The organism is Klebsiella sp. LTGPAF-6F (genome assembly GCF_001753185.1).
In the GTDB taxonomy this organism is placed as follows: Bacteria; Pseudomonadota; Gammaproteobacteria; order Enterobacterales; family Enterobacteriaceae; genus Klebsiella; species Klebsiella michiganensis.
Genome location: NZ_CP017450.1, coordinates 1,760,201 through 1,782,062 on the forward strand (window position 1 = coordinate 1,760,201; position 21,862 = coordinate 1,782,062).

The 21,862-nt window shown below is 60.4% G+C and carries 17 protein-coding genes; 7 read left to right on the top strand and 10 right to left on the bottom strand.

Annotated features, from left to right (window positions below; genetic code table 11):
* The 5 genes from BJF97_RS08185 to BJF97_RS08205 form a co-directional block, all read right to left on the bottom strand.
* Complete coding sequence (locus tag BJF97_RS08185; protein WP_014228343.1) at positions 1–1,545, bottom strand: sugar ABC transporter ATP-binding protein; 1,545 nt, start codon at positions 1,543–1,545, stop codon at positions 1–3.
* A gap of 1 nt (position 1,546) precedes the next feature.
* Positions 1,547–2,167, bottom strand: a complete 621-nt coding sequence (locus BJF97_RS08190; protein WP_014228344.1) for a DUF2291 family protein — start codon at positions 2,165–2,167, stop codon at positions 1,547–1,549.
* 43 nt (positions 2,168–2,210) lie between these two features.
* Positions 2,211–3,146 (bottom strand): D-ribose ABC transporter substrate-binding protein, encoded by a 936-nt coding sequence (locus BJF97_RS08195; RefSeq protein WP_004130307.1) that lies wholly within the window; start codon positions 3,144–3,146, stop codon positions 2,211–2,213.
* A 280-nt stretch (positions 3,147–3,426) separates the two neighbouring features.
* Complete coding sequence (locus BJF97_RS08200) at positions 3,427–4,947, bottom strand: FGGY family carbohydrate kinase (protein ID WP_032693527.1); 1,521 nt, start codon at positions 4,945–4,947, stop codon at positions 3,427–3,429.
* A 362-nt stretch (positions 4,948–5,309) separates the two neighbouring features.
* Entirely contained in the window at positions 5,310–6,260 is a 951-nt protein-coding gene (locus tag BJF97_RS08205) for a sugar-binding transcriptional regulator (RefSeq protein WP_004848649.1), read from the bottom strand.
* Between the two features lie 364 nt (positions 6,261–6,624).
* On the opposite strand from BJF97_RS08205, the gene BJF97_RS08210 reads away from it, so the two are divergent.
* Together BJF97_RS08210 and BJF97_RS08215 are read left to right on the top strand one after the other, a co-directional pair.
* Positions 6,625–7,455: a transketolase gene (locus tag BJF97_RS08210; protein ID WP_004848651.1), complete on the top strand. Its 831-nt coding sequence runs from the start codon at positions 6,625–6,627 to the stop codon at positions 7,453–7,455.
* A complete protein-coding gene (locus BJF97_RS08215) occupies positions 7,448–8,383 on the top strand; it encodes a transketolase family protein (RefSeq protein WP_014228346.1) in 936 nt (311 codons plus the stop codon). Before BJF97_RS08210 ends, BJF97_RS08215 begins: the two co-directional genes overlap by 8 nt.
* 55 nt (positions 8,384–8,438) lie before the next feature.
* Here BJF97_RS08215 and entD read toward each other — a convergent pair whose 3' ends face one another.
* Together entD and BJF97_RS08225 are read right to left on the bottom strand one after the other, a co-directional pair.
* On the bottom strand, positions 8,439–9,062 hold the full coding sequence (gene entD / locus BJF97_RS08220; protein ID WP_014228347.1) for an enterobactin synthase subunit EntD: 624 nt from the start codon (positions 9,060–9,062) through the stop codon (positions 8,439–8,441).
* A gap of 68 nt (positions 9,063–9,130) precedes the next feature.
* A complete protein-coding gene (locus BJF97_RS08225; RefSeq protein WP_032693528.1) occupies positions 9,131–11,380 on the bottom strand; it encodes a TonB-dependent siderophore receptor in 2,250 nt (749 codons plus the stop codon).
* A 272-nt stretch (positions 11,381–11,652) separates the two neighbouring features.
* Between BJF97_RS08225 and fes the strand changes: the two genes are divergently transcribed.
* The 3 genes from fes to entF are packed head-to-tail and all read left to right on the top strand — an operon-like array spanning position 11,653 to position 16,975.
* Positions 11,653–12,852: an enterochelin esterase gene (fes, locus tag BJF97_RS08230; protein ID WP_032693529.1), complete on the top strand. Its 1,200-nt coding sequence runs from the start codon at positions 11,653–11,655 to the stop codon at positions 12,850–12,852.
* 27 nt (positions 12,853–12,879) lie between these two features.
* Positions 12,880–13,083: an MbtH family protein gene (locus tag BJF97_RS08235; protein WP_004848660.1), complete on the top strand. Its 204-nt coding sequence runs from the start codon at positions 12,880–12,882 to the stop codon at positions 13,081–13,083.
* 10 nt (positions 13,084–13,093) lie between these two features.
* Positions 13,094–16,975, top strand: a complete 3,882-nt coding sequence (gene entF / locus BJF97_RS08240; RefSeq protein ID WP_032693530.1) for an enterobactin non-ribosomal peptide synthetase EntF — start codon at positions 13,094–13,096, stop codon at positions 16,973–16,975.
* 98 nt (positions 16,976–17,073) lie between these two features.
* Here entF and fepC read toward each other — a convergent pair whose 3' ends face one another.
* From fepC to fepD, 3 genes are read right to left on the bottom strand one after another with little or no spacing between them, the layout of a single operon-like run.
* Positions 17,074–17,868, bottom strand: a complete 795-nt coding sequence (gene fepC / locus BJF97_RS08245) for an iron-enterobactin ABC transporter ATP-binding protein (protein ID WP_014837773.1) — start codon at positions 17,866–17,868, stop codon at positions 17,074–17,076.
* Entirely contained in the window at positions 17,865–18,857 is a 993-nt protein-coding gene (fepG, locus tag BJF97_RS08250) for an iron-enterobactin ABC transporter permease (RefSeq protein ID WP_009653197.1), read from the bottom strand. The genes fepC and fepG overlap by 4 nt, the downstream gene beginning before the upstream one ends.
* On the bottom strand, positions 18,854–19,861 hold the full coding sequence (gene fepD, locus BJF97_RS08255) for a Fe(3+)-siderophore ABC transporter permease (protein ID WP_014228353.1): 1,008 nt from the start codon (positions 19,859–19,861) through the stop codon (positions 18,854–18,856). The genes fepG and fepD overlap by 4 nt, the downstream gene beginning before the upstream one ends.
* 112 nt (positions 19,862–19,973) lie before the next feature.
* Between fepD and entS the strand changes: the two genes are divergently transcribed.
* The gene (gene entS / locus BJF97_RS08260) at positions 19,974–21,215 is read left to right on the top strand and encodes an enterobactin transporter EntS (RefSeq protein ID WP_014228354.1); all 1,242 of its coding nucleotides are present in this window, start codon (positions 19,974–19,976) and stop codon (positions 21,213–21,215) included.
* A gap of 116 nt (positions 21,216–21,331) precedes the next feature.
* Positions 21,332–21,538: a hypothetical protein gene (locus BJF97_RS34670; RefSeq protein WP_158657244.1), complete on the top strand. Its 207-nt coding sequence runs from the start codon at positions 21,332–21,334 to the stop codon at positions 21,536–21,538.
* Positions 21,539–21,862 lie beyond the last annotated feature (324 nt).

Sequence of the window (21,862 nt, forward strand, 5' to 3'; positions counted from 1 at the left end):
TTAATCTTGAGGTGTTGAAGCCGCGATTAATTTTTCGCGGGTCACCGCATGACGCGGTAAATCGGCGGTAATCCGACCGTCGGCCATGACCAGGATGCGATCCGCCAGCGCCATCACTTCATCCAGCTCCGATGAAGAGAACATCACTGCCAGACCCTGCTGGGCCATTTTGCCGATCAGATGATAAACGTCGGTTTTCGCGCCGACGTCGATACCGCGAGTGGGCTCATCGAGAAACACCACTTCCGGCTTCGTCATCAACGCCTTGCCGAGCACCACCTTTTGTTGGTTGCCGCCGCTGAGTGAGGTGACAGGCAGATCGGGGTCGCTCACCTTGATTGCCAGTTCGCGAATCATCTCTTTGACGCAGGCGATTTCTTTCTGCGGATTCAGCCATTTCCACGCCCGGCGAAATCCCTGCAGGCTGAAATCGGATAAGGTCATATTCGATTGAATCGACATCATCTGCACCACGCCTTCGCCCTGACGGTCTTCAGGCACCAGCGCCAGCCCTTTTTTCAGCCGCGCCTGGAACGGGGCCTTTTCGATATTTTCGCCGTTGAGATGGACGTTACCGCTCTGGCAGGGCATCAGGCCGACCAGGCCTTTAAACAGCTCCGTGCGTCCGGCGCCGAGCAGGCCGTAGATGCCGATCACTTCTCCCTTACTTAAGGTAAAGGTCACATCGTTGAGCTTATAGCCGCCGCTGGGGTGCAGCGCCGTCAGACCTTCAACGGCAAGGACCGCTTCGCCTTTCGGCGCCGGCCGGTAGTCGAAATGTTTTTTCTTATCGCCGACCATCTGTTCGATAATCCACGGAATACTGGCGTCGCTGACCTCGCGCTCGCTGATAAAGCGCCCGTCGCGGAAAATAGTGATGTGGTCGCCAATTTCCATCAGCTCTTCCAGACGGTGGGAAATATAGATAATGGTGACGCCGCGGCGTTTAAGCTGTTCGATCACGTTAAACAGGATTTTGACTTCCGACTGGCTGAGCGCGGAAGTGGGTTCATCCATAATTAATACCCGGGTGTCCTTAGAAAGCGCTCGCGCAATTTCCACCAGCTGCTGATGGCCAATGCCTAATTCACCAAGCTGGGTGTAGGGATCGACATTCAGCTCCAGTCTTTCCAGTAATGATTTGGCTAACTCATATTGATATTTTTCGTTAATCTTCCCTTTTTGAAAGAATTCGTTAGCCATAAAAATATTATCCATGACGTTCATATTCGGGAATAAATTTAATTCCTGAAAAATGATGCTGATTCCCTGCTTTTCAGCCTGGTGCGTCGAGCTAAGGGTCACCGGGGCGCCATCAAGAATGATTTGACCGGAAGAGGGTGTTTCAACGCCAGCAAGCATTTTCATCATGGTGGATTTACCCGCACCATTTTCACCGATCAGAACGTTTACTTTATTTCGATAGACCCGGTAATTCACGCTATCTAAGGCGACAACGCCCGGATAAACGCGAGATAATTCGCGAGTTTCGATAATAACTTCAGAGTCGACTGGTTGGGAATTGACGAGTTCTTGCCGCTGCATGTTATTGCCCTCCCAAACGAACAATTTTGGCTGGCGTAATATCAGGCATGGTCTGCGGAATATCCCAGGCCGAGAACACGCCGTACACCTGTACCGCTTCGCCGGTTTTCACCTGCGCCGTCTGGATCATCTTGACCGCATGTTCGTTAATCGCCCGGCTATATTCGCCAAACAGCACCTGATCGTTAAAGTCCTGATAGCTGGCGCCCTGATAGCCGTCGCGTAATAATGTGCCGCGCAGCGTTGGGCCAATTTGCACCACCACGTTGCCGCCGCTGATATCCTGAATCGTCATTTTTCCGCTGCGCGAAGCGGAATCAATTTTACTGATATTGCCTTCGACTTTGACGTAAAACACGCAGGGGTTTTCGTCCTGAGCGCGATAGCCTAAGGTTTTGCAGGCGCTATCGATATCTTTCGCCGCGCGCAGGGCGGTCATCAGCTCGGCAACGGGGCGGGCTTTAGCCACAACCTGGGGAACCAGCTGGTCTTGCCATGTCCGATCGATATCCGCCATATGCGGGTTGGGCGGAGATTTAAGATCGGCCAGCTCCTGCTGAGAGACGATACGACAGCCCCCGAGCGCAAGAATAACCAGCGTCAGCGAGATTTTTTTATACATAATACGCTCCTGTGCGCCCCGGACGGGGCGCAACAACCCGAAATCAGGATTTGATATTGAAGTCCTGCACTTTGTCTGCATTGTCCTGAGTAATCAGAATGCCGCGGAACATCACGCGCTGCTTGGCCGGTTTTTCACCTTTTTGCAGGTAGTTATCGAGGTCGGTCACCCCCTGAGCGGCGATGGCCTGCGCCTGAAGCATTACGGTGGCCTGCAGGGTGCCGGCTTTTACCGCGTCGCGCTCATCGTTGCTGCCATCGATACCGACCACCACCACATCGTTACGATTCGCGGCTTTCAGCGCGGCAATGGCGCCGAGGGCCACAGGACCGTTGCCGCAAATCACGCCTTTCACGTCGGGGTGCGCCTGCAGAATACTGTCCATAATGCGCTTGCCGTCGATTAACGTGCCTTTCGCGTCCTGCTTAGCGACGCTGACCATATCCGGGTACTGGTCAATCACCTGGTGGAAAGATTTAGAGCGGGTCACGCAGTTATTATCCGCAAGGTTACAGGTCAGTTCGGCATATTTGCCTTTCTCCGCCATTTTCTCGACAAATACGTTGGCGACTTCAGAACCGGCCTGGAAGTTATTATGGGTAATTTGCTCCAGCGCGATATCATCGACAGGAATTTCGCGGTTAATTAAAACCACCGGAATACCCGCTTTCTTCGCTTTTTCAATGGCGGCGACGCTGGCGGTGGAGTCGGCGTTATCCAGAATAATACCCTGAACTTTTTTACCGATGGCGGTATCGATCAGCTCATTCTGTTTTTTGACATCTTCACCATGCGACAAAATGGTGGTCTGGTAGCCCAGCTCTTTGGCTTTTTCGCTAGCGCCCTTGGCTTCAGAGGCGTAATAGGGGTTATCCAGCGAGTTAACCATGATCATGATGGTGCCTTTTTCTGCCGCCTGGGCAGCGAAAGAAAAGGCGGTCAGGGTAGCAGCGGTTAAAAGCGTTAAACGTAATTTCATGACAATTTTCTCTCTTGGTTGTTATTGTCGGGTACGGTGAAACAACGTAAGGCCTGTAAATCGAGTTTATGGGCCGGGGGTCTCCTTTTGTTGATGATTAAGAGCCTATCCATTAGGGCTATTTTACTGGCCATTTTGAACCAGGGCAGTGCTCAGAATCCTCACGTACTACGTGTACGCTCCGGTTCTTCCGCGCTGGCCGTGTTCAAACTGCCTGCGCCAATAACGCCTACTGGGATAGGCTCTAAGGTGCGTCACGCGTTCGATTCCCTGGTGGGCGTCAGGCGGACGTTGCCGGTTTCCATAATGTTCTGTTCACCGCATGGCGCCACTCCTGCCATCTTTTCTGCAGGCGCTGGTGGCGGGCCATATCGGGGATAAATTCGCTGTGTTCGGTTAAAAACGCGTTCAGGTCGGTCACCGATCCGGGATTCAGGGCTTTGCGCGCGAGCAGGGCCGCGCCAATCGCCGACAGCTCGGCAACGTCGCTGCGCATCACCGGACAGCCGAGCAGGTCAGCCTGATACTGCATTAGCCAGTCGTTCCTGGTTGGGCCGCCGTCGACCATCAGCGCCGTTAAGTGGAAGTCGTCCTGCTGGCGCATCGCCACCACGACATCGGCGATTTGATAGGTAATGGATTCCAGCGCGGCGCGAATCAGATGGGCGCGCTTGACGCCGCGGCTCAGGCCACAAATCACGCCGCGGGCGCTGTCATCCCACCACGGGGCGCCCAGGCCGGTTAACGCCGGCACAAAATAGACGCCCAGCGTGGAGTCCACGGAGGCGGGCAGGGTGTTGAGTTCATGCGCCAGTTCGGCATCGGAAAGTTCGCTCAGGCCGGTGCTGTCCGCCATCCACGCCACGGCATCGCCGGTATGCGGAATATTACCTTCGAGTCCGTAGGTGATGCTGTCGCCGTCGTGCCAGGCGATGGTGGTGGCCAGCGCGTCGATATCGCACTGTGCGGATTTTACCGGCGCCATCACCGATGACCCCGTACCGTAGGTGGCTTTCACGCAGCCGAGTTCGCCCAGCGCGTGGCCAAACAGCGCGGCGTGGGAATCCCCGACCATCGCCATCACCGGAATACCGTCAGGGATAGCGTTCAACCCCCGGGTATAGCCAAACAATCCGCTGGAGGGCTTGATCTCCGGCAGCGCGGCGCGCGGGATCTGGAACAGCGCCAGCATGTTGTCATCCCACTGGCCGGTTTGCAGGTTCAGCAGCTGGGTACGCGCGGCATTGGAGTAATCGCAGTAGAACGCATCGCCCTGGGTTAAGTTCCATAGCAGCCAGCTGTCGATAGTGCCGAGGCAGATTTCTCCGCGCTCAGCCAGCGCGCGCCCCTCAGGAAGGGATTCCAGCAGCCAGCGCATTTTCGAGGCCGAAAACAGAGGTGCAATCGGCAGGCCGGTCACGGCCTTGATTTGCTGCTCTTTATCGCTGTGGCGCAGTTCATCGCAAAACGCGGCGCTGCGGCTGCACTGCCAGGTGATCGCGGCGTTGATTGGCTTACCGCTCTGGCGATACCAGCCGATCGCGGTCTCGCGCTGGTTGCTGATGGCTAATGCCGCGACATTTTCTGCGCCAATGTGCGCTACCGCTTGCGCGATAACCGCTAGCGAAGCGTCAACCAGGACTTCTCCCGACTGCTCGACCCAGCCTTCACGCGGCGTCTGGATCGCCAGCGGCTGAGAGAATTTCACCACGACCTGGCCGCGGCTATCGAGTACGACGGCTTTGGCATTGGTGGTGCCTTCGTCCAGCGCAATGATGAACTCTTTACGTGTTGCCTGCATTAGGTAGTCTCCTGAGTCACACTTCGTCCTGGCGCGGAGGGGGAAGTCGGCATTCCTCTTTATCGCATTGCTTCTTAGCAGGCCATGATGTGACAATTCGTTTTCACTTTTTTAATCACTGAATATATATTCGATAGTGATTATTTATTTGTTACCTTAGCCAGAAACTTCCCGTCGGGCTACAGGAAAAGTTATCAATTGTGCTGGCAATCACACTTATCCGTTTGGTGAAGCTTCTGGATGTCGGGGGAAAAGAGCGCGGTTGGCTGGTTATATACGATTGAAATATAAAAATTTATTGGCGAAGCCTTTACGCCTGAAGGAAAGCGTAAAGGCTGTGGGAAAGTGTTTGAGTGAGGAAATTACCCGGCGATAAGCAGCCTGGCCGTTGGATAATCGGTGATCAGAACATCGATATAACCGCCTGAAAGCGCGCCTTTGATAGCCGCTACCTTCTCGCTGCCGCCGGCAAGGGCCACCACGTTAGGGCACTTCTTCACTTTCTCCAGCGCCATGCCGATCACAGGATCTTCATCATCGCGTAACACCGCCTTGCCGTTTTTATCGTAGTAGTGCAGGCAAATGTCACCCACGGCGCCGCGTTCCGCCAGCACCTGCAGCATATCTTCGTGATAGTAGTTACCGGACGTTTTGAGCAGCTGCGAAGGTTCAAGGATGCCAATCCCGACGATGGCGATATCGACTTCGTCGAAGCGCGCAATCACATCGGCGACATCTTTGCTGGCCACGAGGCGATTTTTCTCCTCCGTAGAACCTTCGATGCTCTGGGAAGGGAGCAGCCAGGCTTCACAGTTCAGACGCTGCGCCAGGGTCTGGGTCAGGATGGTCGCCTGCACGTTACCGTTAGGACCCACGCCGCCGAGCAGTTGAATCACGCCGTTGGCCTTCAGGTTTTGCGCGTGAACCTCATCAACCATTGCGCGGATAGTCGAACTCCACGACGAGACGCCAATCAGATCTTTCGGCCGCAATCGCGTTTCCAGATAGTGGGCCGCGGCGGATCCAATGGCGCGCTTGATGGTGTGATCGCTGGCGTCCTCTTCGGTATCCACGACGATGGCCTGTTTAATTCCGTAGCGATCCTCGAGGCCTTTTTCAAGATTGAGGAAAATATTCGATGGCTGAACAACGCTGATTTTGACCACGCCTTCTTTTTGGCAGCGGGCGATCGCTCGGGAGATAAATGACTGAGAAAGCGAGAGAAGTTGAGCGATATCGGACTGCTTTCGTCCTTCAAGATAGTAGAGCGTGGCAATCTTAACTAATAGCCGTTGTTCATCCTGCTTAGCCATATATTTCCCCGAAAATCATTTACGTGCAGCCATTATGTTAGAGCTCATTATCATACGCGAAAAGAAAAGACAGTTAAGTGTGATGGATATCTAACTTTCGCCAATCCTCAAAATCAGCTATGGACAAAAACAGAACAGTAGCCGCATAATTGAATAAAGAGTCGTTAGTGAATATATATTCATGGCGATTTCAGGTCAACTGAAAAGTGCCCGGGTGACGTCACGCCCGGTGGTAAGGAGGCAGAATGTTCCTGAGTATGATGCAGCGGCGTAAGCCTTACGATGCGTTGCCTGGGGATGTCTGGTTTTTTTAGTCCCTGACGGAATAAATATTCCAAGTTGAAAATAAATTCAGAGGTATTAAATGAATCCCTATAGCTATGATGTCCAGGCCCTTGAGCGTAAAGCCCGCGCCGTACGTCGCCATATCGTCAGATTGAACGCCAACAGCCCTGCGGGCGGGCACACCGGCGCCGACCTGTCGCAGGTTGAACTGCTCACCGCGCTCTATTTCCGTATTCTGAACGTCGCGCCGGAGCGTCTTGCTGACGACCAGCGCGATATCTACATCCAGTCGAAAGGCCATGCGGTGGGCTGCTACTACTGCGTGCTGGCCGAGGCGGGCTTCTTTCCGGTTGAGTGGCTGGAAACCTATCAGCATGCGAACTCCCATCTTCCGGGTCACCCGGTGCGCCAGAAAACGCCGGGGATTGAGCTTAACACCGGCGCGCTGGGCCACGGTTTGCCTGTTGCGGTGGGGCTGGCGCTGGCTGCGAAAAAAAGCAACAGCTCCCGCCGCATTTTTTTAATTACCGGCGATGGCGAGCTGGCGGAAGGCAGCAACTGGGAAGCGGCGCTAGCCGCGGCGCACTACGGCCTTGATAATCTGATCATTATTAATGACAAGAACAATCTCCAGCTGGCGGGTCCGACGCGCGAAATCATGAATACCGATCCGCTGGCCGACAAATGGAAGGCCTTCGGGATGACGGTCACCGAATGCCAGGGCAACGACATGGCATCGGTAGTGGCGACCCTGGAAGGGCTGAAGCAGGAAGGTAAACCGAACGTCGTTATCGCCAACACCACGAAAGGTGCCGGTATTTCCTTTATCCAGGGGCGCCCGGAGTGGCACCACCGGGTACCGAAAGGCGAAGAAATTGCACTGGCACTGGAGGAACTGAAAGATGAGTAATGCAGAACACCTGGCGAGCGTGATGGTTCAGGCCTTTATTGATGCGGTCGACCGCGGCGTCGATCTGGTGCCGGTGGTGGCTGACTCCACGTCAACGGCCAAAATCGCGCCGTTTATTAAACAGTTCCCCGGGCGTCTGGTGAACGTGGGTATCGCCGAGCAGAGCATGGTCGGGACGGCGGCGGGTCTGGCGCTGGGGGGCAAAGTGGCGGTCACCTGTAACGCCGCGCCGTTCCTGATTTCCCGCGCCAATGAGCAGATTAAAGTCGACGTTTGCTATAACAACACCAACGTTAAGCTATTTGGCCTTAACGCCGGCGCCAGCTACGGCCCGCTGGCCAGCACCCATCACGCGATTGACGATCTGGCGGTGATGCGCGGCTTCGGTAATATCCAGATTTTCGCTCCGTCTTCGCCACGCGAATGTCGGCAGATTATCGATTACGCCATCGGCTATCAGGGGCCGGTCTATATTCGCCTCGACGGCAAGGCGCTGCCGGAGCTGCACGATGAAAGCTATCGCTTTGTGCCGGGAGCGGTCGTTACGCTGCGGGAAGGCGAGGATATCGCGCTGGTGGCCACCGGCTCGACGGTGCATGAAATCGTCGATGCCGCGCAGAGGCTGGCCGACGCGGGGATTCAGGCCAAAGTGGTGAGCGTGCCGTCCATTCGCCCTTGCGATACCGCCGCGCTGCTGGCGGCCCTGAAGCCGTGCAAAGCGGTAATAACGGTGGAGGAGCATAACGTCAACGGCGGATTGGGGAGCCTGGTGGCGGAAGTGCTGGCCGAAGCCGGCGCGGGAATCCCGCTCAAACGTCTGGGGATCCCGGATGGCGAGTATGCGGCGGCGGCGGACCGCGGCTGGCTGCGCAAACACCACGGCTTCGATGCCGCTTCCGTCGCCGAGCTGGCGCAGAAAATGCGCTGATTTTACGGCGCCGTAAACCGATAACCCGCGCGGTCTGCCGCGCGGGTTTTGTTTTTTACGCTGCGCAGAGCGTGATGACGTAGTCACCGGCCTTAATCCATTGCAGCCGATACTCCCCGGCGGAGAGCCGAAGAAGCAGATTTCCTTCCTTTATATACGTCACCTCAAAATCGCTGAAACCCACGCAGTTCTGTATTTCGGGCGGGCTGGCCTTAAATGCGCTCTCTTTTGCCGAAAACGCCAGCGTCAGCGCCAGCGCCGACGGCAGGCCGCTGGCGTCCAGCAGGCTTTTTTCCGCGCTATTGACGATGCTGCTTTCCAGCTCGGCCGCGAGGGCGGGAGACAGGATGCGTTCAATATCAACGCCGACCGGCCCGGCGGAGACAACCGCCAGCGCGCTGCGTTCGCAGTGGCTGATGCTGCCGTACCACGGCGCGGGCCACAGGGGCTGGCGTTGGTCGCCAATGGCAGGGATCTCTGTCTCACCGACCTCCCGCAGCGCGTAAACCGCGGCGATACGCCCCGCGAGGTGCTCGGTCTGCCGCTTGCGGGCGCAGTCGCTTAGCCGGGCATGATGAGGCAGCCAGAGGAGATCTTCAGGCCGAAAGGTCAATGGGTCGAAATCGACACGCTGCAGCGAGCGATCGGCAAGCTGAATAATAGAACGTTGGGTTTGCATAGGGGGGATGTTAACAGATTCTCCCCGCCGCCCTCTATGGCAAGAGGGCGGGGGGAACGGCCAGACAATCAGAAGTGGGTATTGACGCCCAGATACCAGGTTCTGCCAGATTCGTTATAGGTGTTGGCGCCCGCGCCAGCCATATAAGAAACATCGGTCAGGCTACCGGTGGTTTGCGCATTCCCCGCGCGCCAGTGGCGCTTGTCGAAGACGTTATCCACGCCGCCGGTCAGGCTGACGTTTTTGGTCACATCCCAGGTGGCGCTCAGGCCAACGATGCTGTATGGGCTGACTTCATCCGTTTCAGAACCCACCGCGGGCTCACCTTTGTAGTTATATTTCTTCGGCTGCTGCTTGCCGTACCAGGTGAAGGTCGACTGTACGGAAATATCCTGCTGAATCTGCCAGCTCAGAGTGGAGTTCAGGGTATATTCCGGAATAATCGACAGACGATCGCCGGTTTCCTTGTTTTTACTTTGCAGCATATAAGTGATGTTATTGGTCCAGTTCACCGTTTCGCTGACCGGCACGTTCAGGGTGCCTTCCAGACCTTCAACCACCGCTTTCGGCACGTTTTCCCACTGATAGATATCGGTATTGACGTTACCTTTCGAAGTGTGTGCAATCGGCGCGTAGCCGGCTTCGATTTTATCGCGGTAGTCGTTGCGGAACCAGGTCACCCCCGCCAGCCAGCCGTCGCGTTTAAACTCAAGGCCAATCTCTTTGTTGATGCTGGTTTCGGCTTTCAGGTCATCGTTACCCATCATGTAGCAACCGGTACCGGTGCCGCTGGCGTAGCAGCCCTGGCCTTTGCTATAGAGAATATAGTTCGGGTTGGTTTGGTACAGGCTCGGCGCTTTATAGGCGCGGGCGATGCCCATTTTCAACGTGAAGTCATCCCACAGACCCTGAGACAGGTTGAGCGACGGGCTCCAGTTGTTGCCGACGATCGTGTGATGATCGAAACGCAGCGCCGGCGTCAGCATGGTGGTGTCGGTCAGCTCCACGTTGTCTTCGGCAAACAGGGAGAAGATCTCGGCCTTCGAGTATGGGCTACGGCCGGTGCTGTCATAGCCGTCGATATCGCCGCCCATAAAGGTCTGGGTATTTGACGCCAAATCCTTCATCCGCTGCTGATTCCACTCGGAGCCCAGCGTCAGGTTCTGGTTAAACACCAGATCCAGCGGGATGTTAACTTCGCTGTGCAGCATCACGTCGGCCAGGTCGATATCGCTGAACTGGTTGCTGTTGAAGATACCTTCCGTACCGCCCGCCAGACCTTCGCCTTTACGCGAGTTGCGGGTACGTTCGTACTGGGCCCAGTTGCTGGTGGTCACGCCGTTATCCCAGCCGCCGTTCCAGGTGACGGAGTAAGTCTGGCGATAGAGGCGGTTCGTCTCTTTCCCGTAGTTCTCTTTTACCAGATCGTTGGTATTGGTGTTCTGCGTATCGCCCGCGTAGAGGTTGCCCTGACGGCTGTAGCCGGATTCAAACTCCAGCGACTGCATCGGGGCGAAATCCCAGCGCACGACGCCGTTAATGTTCTTATTTTTAACCCCTTCACGCCCGGCAGGCATGGTATTAGCGTACGCGCCGGTACGCTCTGACTGATGCCCGTCGTTGATATCCCAGGCATCGGCCTGCGTTTTATCGAGGTTGCCCAGCAGGCGGAAGCTGAAATCGCCGCCCAGCGGGCCGCTGAGGCTAAAGTTGGTGCGTTTGGTCGAGCCTTCTTCTTTATGCTCCGGGGCGTTCATGTAGGTGTTCCATGAACCATGCCATTCGCCGTCGCTTTTCTTGGTAATGATATTGACCACGCCGCCCGCCGCGCCGTTGCCATAGCGCGCGGCCGCCGGGCCGCGAATGACTTCAATACGTTCGATCAGCTCCGGCGGTACCCATGAAGTATCGCCGCGGGTATCGCGCTCGCCGCGCCAGCCCAGACGCACGGAGTTGCGGCTGGTCACGGGCTTGCCGTCAATCAGGATCAGGGTGTTTTCCGGGCCCATGCCGCGAATATCAATCTGGCGATTGTTGCCGCGCTGGCCGCTGGTGGAGTTGCCGGTCAGGTTAACGCCGGGCATGGTACGGATAATTTCCGACACGTCGCGCGCTGGCGGGCGTTTACGAATTTCATCTGCGGTAATGGTTGAAACGCCGGGCGCCTGCAGGTTCTGCTCGGCGGCGGTGACGACCATGGTTTCATCAGCGGTTGCGGTTTTGCTATCGGAGGCGGTTTCCGCCGCGCTCAGCGGAAACGCAGCCCCGTAGATTCCCAGATTGACCAGCAAGGCCAGGGATTTGATCCTGTTATTCATTGTAATTCCTGCTTTTTGTCGCCACCTTCTCCAAAAGACCCTTCCCAGCGGGAGGAGAGGCGGTATCAATGTTGCCAGTCGAGGGCAAAGGGCGCTCCGTCGCGGACTAAATGAGCTCTCTCTGACATGTTTATTTTTAAAAGACGCGCTTCCCACAGCGCGCTAATACGCTATTGCAAATGAAAATAGTTATCAATAATATTATCAATAAATATTGCGTTTATTAATGCGTTTGTTGATAAATGTCACGATAAACATAGGGTTGAAAAGGAATGCATAAGACAGGATGCGACGACTGGTGGCGCAATATCTCCGGTCCGCAAATAGAGGCCGTGGACGACGCGTATCGGGTAACCTTCTGGTGGCGCGATCCGGCGGGCAACGAAACGTCTTCGGCAACCCGGCGGGTATGGATTTATATCACCGGCGTGACTGACCATCATAAAAACGCCGTACCGCAAACCCTGCGGCGCATTCCCGGTACCGATGCCTGGTGCTGGCAAACCACGCTTTCTCCGACCTGGCGCGGCAGCTATTGCTTTATCCCTTCCGCCCGCGACGACGACTTTTCCCCCCAGCTTTTTAACGGTGACGGCCCGGACCGCGCGCTGCTGCGCGAAGGCTGGCGCAGGCTGCTGCCGCAGGCGATTGCCGACCCGCTCAATCCGCAAAGCTGGAAGGGCGGGCGCGGCCACGCGGTCTCCGCGCTGGAGCTGCCGCACGCCCCCGAACAGCCCGGCTGGGCCCTGCGCGATGAATCTTACCCGCCTCCGCTCTGCATCGAATGGCAGAGCCAGCGCCTCGGCAACCGCCGACGGATATGGGTTTACGCCACCGGCGACGCGCAGCCGCAGGCGCGCCCGCTGGCGATCCTGCTGGATGGCCAGTTCTGGGCCGAAAGCATGCCGGTATGGGCGCCGCTGGCGGGCTTAACCCGCGAAAAACGGCTCCCGCCGGCGGTTTATCTGCTGATTGACGCGATTGATAATCCGCACCGGGCCGCGGAGCTTCCCTGCAATGAGGCGTTCTGGCTGGCGGTTCAGGAAGAACTGCTGCCAATGGTTCACCGGCTGGCGCCTTTCAGCGATCGCGCCGATCGCTCGGTGGTGGCGGGTCAGAGCTTTGGCGGCCTGGCCTCGATGTTCGCCGCGCTCTACTGGCCCCAGCGCTTTGGCTGCGTGCTCAGCCAGTCCGGCTCTTACTGGTGGCCGCATCGCGGCGGCGCGCAGACGGGTCTGCTGATTGACCGCCTGAGCCGCGGCGAATTACATCCGCAAGGGCTACGTATCTGGCTGGAAGCCGGTATTCGCGAGCCGATCATTTTTCGCGCCAACCAGGCGCTGCTCGCGCATCTGGAGCAGCAGACGATTTTCTGGCGTCAGGTTGACGGCGGGCATGATGCGCTGTGCTGGCGCGGCGGGCTGACCGCCGGGCTTATCCAGCTGTGGCAGCCTTTATGCCGTGATGAGTAACAACGCGCGCTTTACGAGGAATTAGACATGCAATTCAGTAACCCCTTCGACAATCCGCAAGGGCAGTTTTACATCCTGCGCAATGGCCAGCAGCAGTTCAGCCTGTGGCCGCACTCCTGCGCGCTGCCGGAAGGCTGGTCGGTGGAGTGCCCGCCGCAGTCGTTAGCGGCGTGCAATGCCTGGCTGGCGGCAAACTGGTCAACGCTGACCCCCGCGCACCATGCATCCTGAGGAGCTCACGATGACCACACGTTTACCGCTGGTTGCGGCGCAGCCGGGGATCTGGATGGCGGAGCGCCTCTCGACGCTGCCCGGCGCCTGGAGCGTCGCCCACTATGTTGAACTGCGCGGTGATATCGACCCGATACTGCTCGGCCGGGCCATTGTCACCGGGCTGTCGCAGGCCGACACCCTCAGCATGCGTTTTTGCGAAGATAACGGCGAAGCCTGGCAGTGGGTCGATGAACATCGCGCGTTTGCCGAACCGGACTGTCGGGATCTGCTTGCCGCGAGCGACCCGCACGCGGCCGCGCTGGCGCTGATGCAGGCCGACCTCGGACAAAACCTGCGGGTGGACGGCGGCAATCCGCTGGTCTGCCATCAGCTGCTGCGGGTGGGTGATAACCGCTGGTACTGGTATCAGCGTTACCACCATTTGCTGGTCGATGGCTTCAGCTTCCCGGCGATTACCCGCCAGATCGCCGCGATCTACCGCGCCTGGCAGCGCGGCGAAGCGACGCCTGATTCCCCGTTTACGCCGTTTGCCGAGGTGGTGGAAGAGTATCAGCGCTACTACGGCAGCGACGCCTGGCAGCGCGACAAACAGTTCTGGCAGGCGCAGCGTCAGGCGCTGCCGGCACCGGCCTCGCTGTCGGACGCGCCGCTGGCGGGAAGGGCGACCAGCAGCGATATCTGGCGCATGAAGCTGGAGGTGGATGCCGGGGTCTTTAGCCGGCTGGCGGCAGGCGCGCCGCAGTGCCAGCGCGCCGATCTGGCGCTGGCGCTGACCGCCCTGTGGCTGGGACGGCTGTGCAGCCGAACGGACTACGCCGCGGGCTTTATTTTTATGCGCCGCATGGGCTCTGCGGCGCTCACCGCTACCGGCCCGGTGCTCAACGTTCTGCCGCTGGCGGTCACTATTGACGCCGGGGAAACGCTGCCGGAGCTGGCCACGCGTCTTGCCGGGCAGCTGAAGAAAATGCGCCGCCATCAGCGCTATGACGCCGAACAGATTGTGCGCGACAGCGGCAGAGCGGCGGGCGATGAACCGCTGTTTGGCCCGGTGCTCAATATTAAAGTCTTCGACTATCAGCTGGATATCGACGGCGTGGAGGCTATTACCCACACTCTGGCCACCGGCCCGGTCAATGACCTGGAGCTGGCGCTCTTCCCGGATGAAGCTGGCGGTCTGTCGCTGGAGGTGCTGGCGAATAAGCAGCGATACGAGGAACGGACGCTGCGTAACCATATCTCCCGACTCTCCGCGCTGCTGGCCCAGTTTGCCGATAATCCGACCCTGCGCTGCGGCGAGGCGAATATGCTGTCGGCGGCGGAAACGGAACAGCTGCGGCAGGTCAACGCGACCGCCGTCGACCTGCCGCTCACCACCCTGAGCTCGCTGGTAGCGGAGCAGGCGGCGAAAACCCCGAATGCCCCTGCGCTGGCGGACGGCCGCTGGCAGTTTAGCTACCGCGAGATGCGCCAGCAGGTGGTGGCGCTGGCTGAACAGCTTCGCGCGCGGGGCGTCAAGCCGGGCGATAGCGTCGCGGTCGCGCTGCCGCGTTCGGTATTCCTGACGCTGGCGCTGCACGGTATTGTTGAGGCCGGCGCCGCGTGGCTGCCGCTGGATACCGGCTATCCCGACGATCGTCTGCGGATGATGATGGAAGACGCCCGGCCGTCGCTGCTGATTACTTCTGAAGATCAGCGGGCGCGCTTTAGCGATATTCCCGGACTGGAAAGCCTGTGCTACCAGCAGCCGCTGGCGGCGGCGGATGCCGCGCCGCTGGCGCTCTCACGGCCGGAGCATACTGCCTATATCATCTTTACCTCCGGCTCTACCGGGCGACCGAAAGGGGTGATGGTCGGGCAAACCGCCATCGTCAACCGCCTGCTGTGGATGCAGGACCACTATCCGCTCTGCGCTGACGACGTCGTGGCGCAGAAAACGCCGTGCAGCTTTGATGTGTCGGTCTGGGAGTTCTGGTGGCCATTTATCGCCGGCGCGCGGCTGGTGATGGCCGAGCCGGAAGCCCATCGCGATCCGCTGGCGATGCAGCGGTTCTTTGCCCGCTATGGCGTCACCACTACCCACTTTGTGCCGTCGATGCTGGCGGCGTTCGTCGCCTCGCTGGAGGCGGAGAACGTCGGCGCCTGCCAAACCCTGCGCCGGGTATTTTGCAGCGGCGAAGCGCTGCCGACGGCGCTGTGTCGGGAATGGGAGCAGCTGACCGGCGCGCCGCTGCATAACCTGTATGGCCCGACGGAAGCGGCGGTGGACGTTAGCTGGTATCCGGCCTGTGGGCCCGAACTGGCGGCGGTAAGCGGCACCAGCGTGCCGATTGGCTGGCCGGTGTGGAATACCGGGCTGCGTATTCTTGATGCCGCCATGCGCCCGGTGCCGCCGGGCGTGGCGGGGGATCTCTACCTGACCGGCATTCAGCTGGCGCAGGGCTATCTGGGGCGCCCCGATTTAACCGCCAGCCGCTTTATTGCCGACCCTTACGCGCCGGGCGAGCGCATGTACCGCACCGGGGACGTTGCCCGCTGGCTGGATAACGGCGCCGTCGAGTATCTCGGGCGCAGCGACGACCAGCTAAAAATTCGCGGCCAGCGGATTGAGCTGGGCGAGATTGACCGCGCGATGTCCGCGCTGCCGGACGTTGCGCAGGCGGTGGCTCACGCCTGCGTCTTCAATCAGGCGGCGGCAACCGGCGGCGATGCCCGTCAGCTGGTGGGCTACCTGGTTTCTGACTCCGGCCTGCCGCTGGACGCCGTCGCGCTCAAAGCGCGGCTTGGCGAACAGCTGCCGCCGCATATGGTGCCGGTGGTGCTGATACAGCTGCCGGCGCTGCCGCTGAGCGCTAACGGCAAGCTGGATCGTAAAGCGCTGCCGTTACCCACGTTGAGCAGTGAGCGCAGTGGCCGTCCGCCGGAGCCTGGCGTGGAAACCACCGTCGCCACGGCCTTTAGCCAGCTGCTCGGCTGCGAGGTGAACGATATCGACGCCGATTTCTTCGCCCTCGGCGGCCATTCGCTGCTGGCGATGCGCCTGGCGGCGACGCTCGGCCGCGAGCTGGAGCGGCAGGTGACGCCGGGGCAGGTGATGGTCGCGTCTACCGTCGGCAAGCTGAGCGCGCTGCTGGCATCGGACCTCAGCGATGAGCAGGCGCAACGGCTGGGCTTCGACGCTCTCCTGCCGCTGCGCGAGAGCGACGGCCCGACGCTATTTTGCTTCCATCCTGCTTCCGGTTTTGCCTGGCAGTTCAGCGTGCTGGCGCGTTATTTAAGCCCGCGCTGGTCGATCGTCGGCATTCAGTCGCCGCGACCGCAGGGACCGATGGCCACGGCGGCGGATCTGGATGCGGTGTGTGAACATCATCTCCACACTCTGCTGACGCAGCAGCCTCACGGCCCCTATTATCTGCTGGGCTATTCGCTCGGCGGTACCCTGGCGCAGGGGATTGCCGCCCGGTTACGCCAGCGCGGCGAAGCGGTGGCCTTCCTCGGGCTGCTCGATACCTGGCCGCCGGAGACGCAGAACTGGGCGGAGAAAGAGGCGAACGGTCTGGATCCTGAGGTGCTGGCGGAGATTGCCCGTGAACGCGAGGCGTTTCTGGCCGCCCGGCAGGGGCAGGCTTCCGGCGAGCTGTTCAGCGTTATCGAAGGCAACTATGCCGATGCGGTGCGCCTGCTGACCACCGCGCATAGCGCGAAGTTTGACGGTAAGGCGACGCTGTTCGTGGCGGAGAAAACCCGTCAGCCGGGGATGGACCCGCAGGTGGTGTGGGGGCCGTGGGTCGGCGAGCTGGAGGTATTCAGCCAGGATTGCGCCCACGTGGATATTATCTCTCCGCAGGCCTTTGAAGCGATCGGCCCGGTGCTCAGGGAGATATTAGGTTAGGGGCAGATGAACTCCCGGGTTGCGGCTAACGCCTTACCCGGGCTACCGTTTGCGCCAGAGTGGGTAGCCCGGCTAAGCGCAGCGCGAGCCGGGAAGAGCTACTTGCGACCCAGCGGCACCACCAGCGGCGTATGCGCCACCGGATCGTCAATGATCGTACAGCGCAGGCCGTAAATTTCCTCGATCAGCGCCGCGTTGACAATCTCCTTCGGCGCGCCCTCGGCGACGATTTTGCCGTCGCGCAGGGCGATCAAATGGGTCGCGTAGCGGCAGGCCTGGTTCAGATCGTGCAGCACCGCCGCCAGGGTATAGCCCTTCTCCTGATTCAGCTCGCTTAGCAGCTCAAGCAGGTCGATCTGATGGCTGATATCCAGCCAGGTGGTGGGCTCATCGAGCAGCATAATCGCCGTCTCCTGGGCCAGCACCATGGCGATCCACGCCCGCTGGCGCTGGCCGCCGGAGAGCGTATCGACGCTTTGCAGCGCCAGGTCGGTAATGCCGGTGGCCTTCATCGCCCTGCTGACTGCCTCTTCATCCTCTTTGCGCCAGCGGGTAAACAGCGGCTGGTGCGGATAGCGCCCGCGGGCCACCAGCTCCTGAACCGTAATATCTCCCGGCGTAGTGGCGTTCTGCGCCAGCAGGCCGATCCGCTTCGCCACCTCTTTACTGGCGTAACGCTGGATCTGCTCGCCGTCGAGATACACATGACCGGATGTCGGGGTCATCAGGCGGCTCAGGGTACGCAGCAGCGTCGATTTACCGCAGCCGTTAGGGCCAATAATGGCGGTGAAGTGGCCGTCGGGAATGGTGACGCTCAGCGATTCGGCGATGGTTTTTTTGCCGTACGCCAGGGTCAGCTGGTCGCCGCGCAAACGGGAGGTTACAGCGGTCATTTTTTGCGGGACTCCTGAATTAACAACCCGATAAGGTAGATGCCGCCAAGGCTGACGGTCACCACGCCCACCGGTAACTGATAGGGCATAAACAGACGCTGCGCGCAGTAGTCAGACAGCGCCAGCAGCAGGGCGCCGCACAGCGCCGCCTGGGCCAGCCCCCAGCGCGCGGTGCCGCTGAGGCGGCGCGCGATATGCGGCGCCACCAGGGCGATAAACGAAATCGGCCCGGCGAGCGCGGTAGCGGCGGCGGTCAGCACCACCCCGACCAGCATCAGCAGCAGCCGCGAGCGCTCAACCCGCACGCCCAGGGCGCAGGCGGTATCGTCACCCATCTCCAGCAGCCGCATGCGCCGCGCCAGCAGCGCCCCGCAGACCAGCATTAGCAGAATCAGCGGCGCCGAGGGCCAGGTTTTTCCCCAGGTCAAACCGTTAAGCGAACCGGCATACCACAGCCCGGCGGAGAGGGCGGTTTCCAGCGAAGCGCGCAGCAGCAGCCAGGTATTGAATGCCACCAGCATAGCGCGCACGCCGATGCCGATAATAATCAGGCGAAAGGTTTCAATCCCGTTGCGCCACGCCAGCAGCCAGACCGCCAGCGCGGTAAGGATCCCGCCAGCCATGGCCGCCATGGCGATGGCCGCCAGGTTCTGGCCAAACATCACCATCGCTACCAGCACGCCGCTCCAGGCTCCGGTGTTAAACCCCATCACGTCCGGGCTCCCCAGCGGGTTGCGGGTCAGCGACTGGAAAATCGCGCCGCTGACGCCGAGGGCGGCGCCAATCAGCAGCGCCATCAGCACGCGGGGCAGGCGCCACTCGGTCACCACCATGGCGACGTTGCGCGGCGCATCGCCGAGCAGCGCCGAGATAACCTGCTCAACGCTCAATGGCACCAGGCCGGTGCCCAGCCCCCACAGGGAGACCAGCGCGCTGGCGACCAGCAGCAGCAGGCAGCTAAAAATCAGGCGACGAGAAGGCGCAATCACATGCCACCTCCGCGCGGCTGGCGGCGTACCAGCCAGATCAGCACCGGCGCGCCGATAAAGGCGCTGACCACCGAAACCCGCAGTTCGCCGGGCACCAGCAGGCGCCCCAGCACGTCGGCAAACAGCAGCAGGGCAGGGGTCGCCAGCAGGGTCACCGGCAGCGACCAGCGATGATCCGCGCCCACCAGCCAGCGGGCCATATGCGGCATCATCAGGCCGATAAAGGCGATGGGCCCGACCACCGCCGTGGCGCTGCCGCACAGGACGGTAATCGCCAGCAGACCAATAAGCTGAGTACGCGCGACCCGGCTGCCGAGCGCGGTGGCCGTATCGTTGCCGAGGCTCAGGCTGTTTAAGGCCCGGCTCAGCAGCAGCGTCACCAGGCCGGCAATGAGTACCGGGATCAGCACGATTTTCAGTGTTTGCAGGGTGCGCACATCCAGCGAGCCCGCCTGCCAGAAGCGCAGCTGGTCGTAGACGTCAGGGTTAAGCAGGGCGATACCGCTGGAAAGCCCTTCCAGCACCGCCGCCAGGGCGACCCCCGCGAGGGTCAGGCGAACCGGGCTCAGCTGGCCGCCGCCCTGGCTGCCGGTAAAGGCTACCAGCAGCGAGGCGCCGAACGCGCCGCAAAAGGCCATCAGCAGCTGCTCCTGCGGCGAGGAGAGACCAAACAGCGCCGCGCCCAGCACGATAGCGAAGCTGGCGCCGGAGTTGACGCCGAGGATCCCCGGGTCCGCCAGCGGGTTGCGGGTCAGCGTTTGCATCAGCGCCCCGGCCAGACCCAGCGCGGCGCCGGCCAGCAGCCCGGCGAGGGTTCGCGGCAGTCGTGCATCAAGGACGATGGTGCAATCGGCGCTCTGGCAGGTGCCGGTGAAGGCATCAATGACGACGCTAAACGGCAGGGGTTTGGCGCCGACCAGCAGGCTGAGCGCAACGGCGATGATTAAAACGATTAAAAGACCCGGCACGGCAAAGGCGCGCGCCGCGGTCGTGGAAGACGACATGGCTTACATCCCTGACATGATAATGATAGTAATTATCGTTATCGATTCTATCCGGTTATGTTAGCATGTGCACCCATAAAAATGGTATGGAAAATAATAACAAGGCGCTGTCATGAACCGACAATCCTGGCTGCTGAATCTCAGTTTGCTGAAAACCCACCCGGCCTTTCGCGCCGTCTTTATCGCCCGCTTTATCTCGATCCTGTCGCTTGGCCTGCTGGGCGTGGCGATCCCGGTACAAATCCAGCTGATGACCCATTCCACCTGGCAAGTGGGGCTGTCGGTGACCTTAACCGGCGGGTCGATGTTTGTCGGTCTGATGATCGGCGGCGTGCTTGCCGACCGCTATGAGCGTAAACGTCTGATCCTGCTGGCGCGCGGCACCTGCGGGATTGGCTTCGTCGGCCTGTGTCTCAACGCCATGCTGCCGGAGCCGTCGCTCATCGCCATCTATCTGTTGGGCATCTGGGACGGCCTGTTTGCCTCAATCGGCGTGACCGCGCTGCTGGCGGCGACTCCGGCGCTGGTTGGCCGGGAAAACCTGATGCAGGCCGGGGCGATCACCATGCTGACGGTGCGGCTGGGATCGGTGATTTCGCCGATGATCGGCGGCCTGCTGCTGGCAACCGGCGGCGTGGCCTGGAACTACGGTCTGGCGGCGGCAGGTACCTTTATTACGACGCTGACGCTGCTGCGTTTGCCGCGGCTGGCGCCGCCGCCGCAGCCGCGCGAGCATCCGCTAAAATCGCTGTACGCGGGACTGAAGTTTCTGTTTAACAGCCCGCTTATCGGCGGCATTGCGCTGCTTGGCGGCCTGCTGACCATGGCCAGCGCGGTGCGCGTGCTCTATCCGGCGCTGGCCGGGAGCTGGCAGATGTCGACGTCGCAGATTGGCCTGCTGTACGCCGCGATCCCTCTGGGCGCGGCGTTCGGGGCGTTGACCAGCGGACAGCTGGCGCAGACGGCGAGGCCCGGCGTGCTGATGCTGGCGACCACCGTTGGCTCTTTTGTGGCGATTGCGCTGTTCAGCCTGATGCCGGTGTGGGCGCTGGGCGCCCTGTGCCTGGCGCTGTTTGGCTGGCTGAGCGCGATAAGCTCGCTGCTGCAATATACGCTGATTCAGACGCAAACCCCGGAAAATATGCTTGGGCGTATCAACGGACTGTGGACCGCGCAGAACGTGACCGGCGATGCGATAGGCGCGGCGCTGCTCGGCGGCCTGGGCGCGATTCTGACGCCGGCCGCTTCGGCGAGCGCCAGCGGCTGGGCGCTGGTCATTGTGGGCGTGGTGCTGGTGGGGCTGCTACGCGAGCTGCGCCGCTTTCAGCGCCCGGAGACGGCGAGCGAAAATTAATTGAGCCGGGTTTTCCCGGAGGCGGCGCGCTGCGCCTGTCCGGGCTACCGGCCCGCAGACGGCGGTGGACTCCAGGCCCGGGTAAGCGCAGCGCAACCCGGGAAGAAGCCGCACCGATGTATTTATCCCGGCGCATTCCCGGAGGCGGCGCGCTGCGCCTGTCCTGGCTACCGGCCCGCAGACGGCGGTGGACTCGTAGCCCGGGTAAGCGCAGCGCAACCCGGGAAGAAGCCGCACCGATGTATTTATCCCGGCGCATTCCCGGGTTGCGGCGTAAACGCCTGACCCGGGCTACTGGCCCGCAGACGGCGGTAGACTCGTAGCCCGGGTAAGCGCAGCGCGAGCCGGGAAGAAGCCGCACCGATGCATTCATCCCGGAGCAACCCAGGCTACCGACCTGCAGTTGCCCGGTAGGACCCGTAGCCCGGGTAAGCGCAGCGCAACCCGGGAAGAAGCCGCATCGATGTATTTATCCCCGTACATTCCCGGTTGCGGCGTAAACGCCTGACCCGGGCTACTAGCCCACAGACGGCGGTGGACTCGTAGCCCGGGTAAGCGCAGCGCGACCCGGGAAGAAGCCGCACCGATGCATTCATCCCGGAGCAACCCAGGCTACCGACCTGCAGTTGCCCGGTAGCGCCACCGGG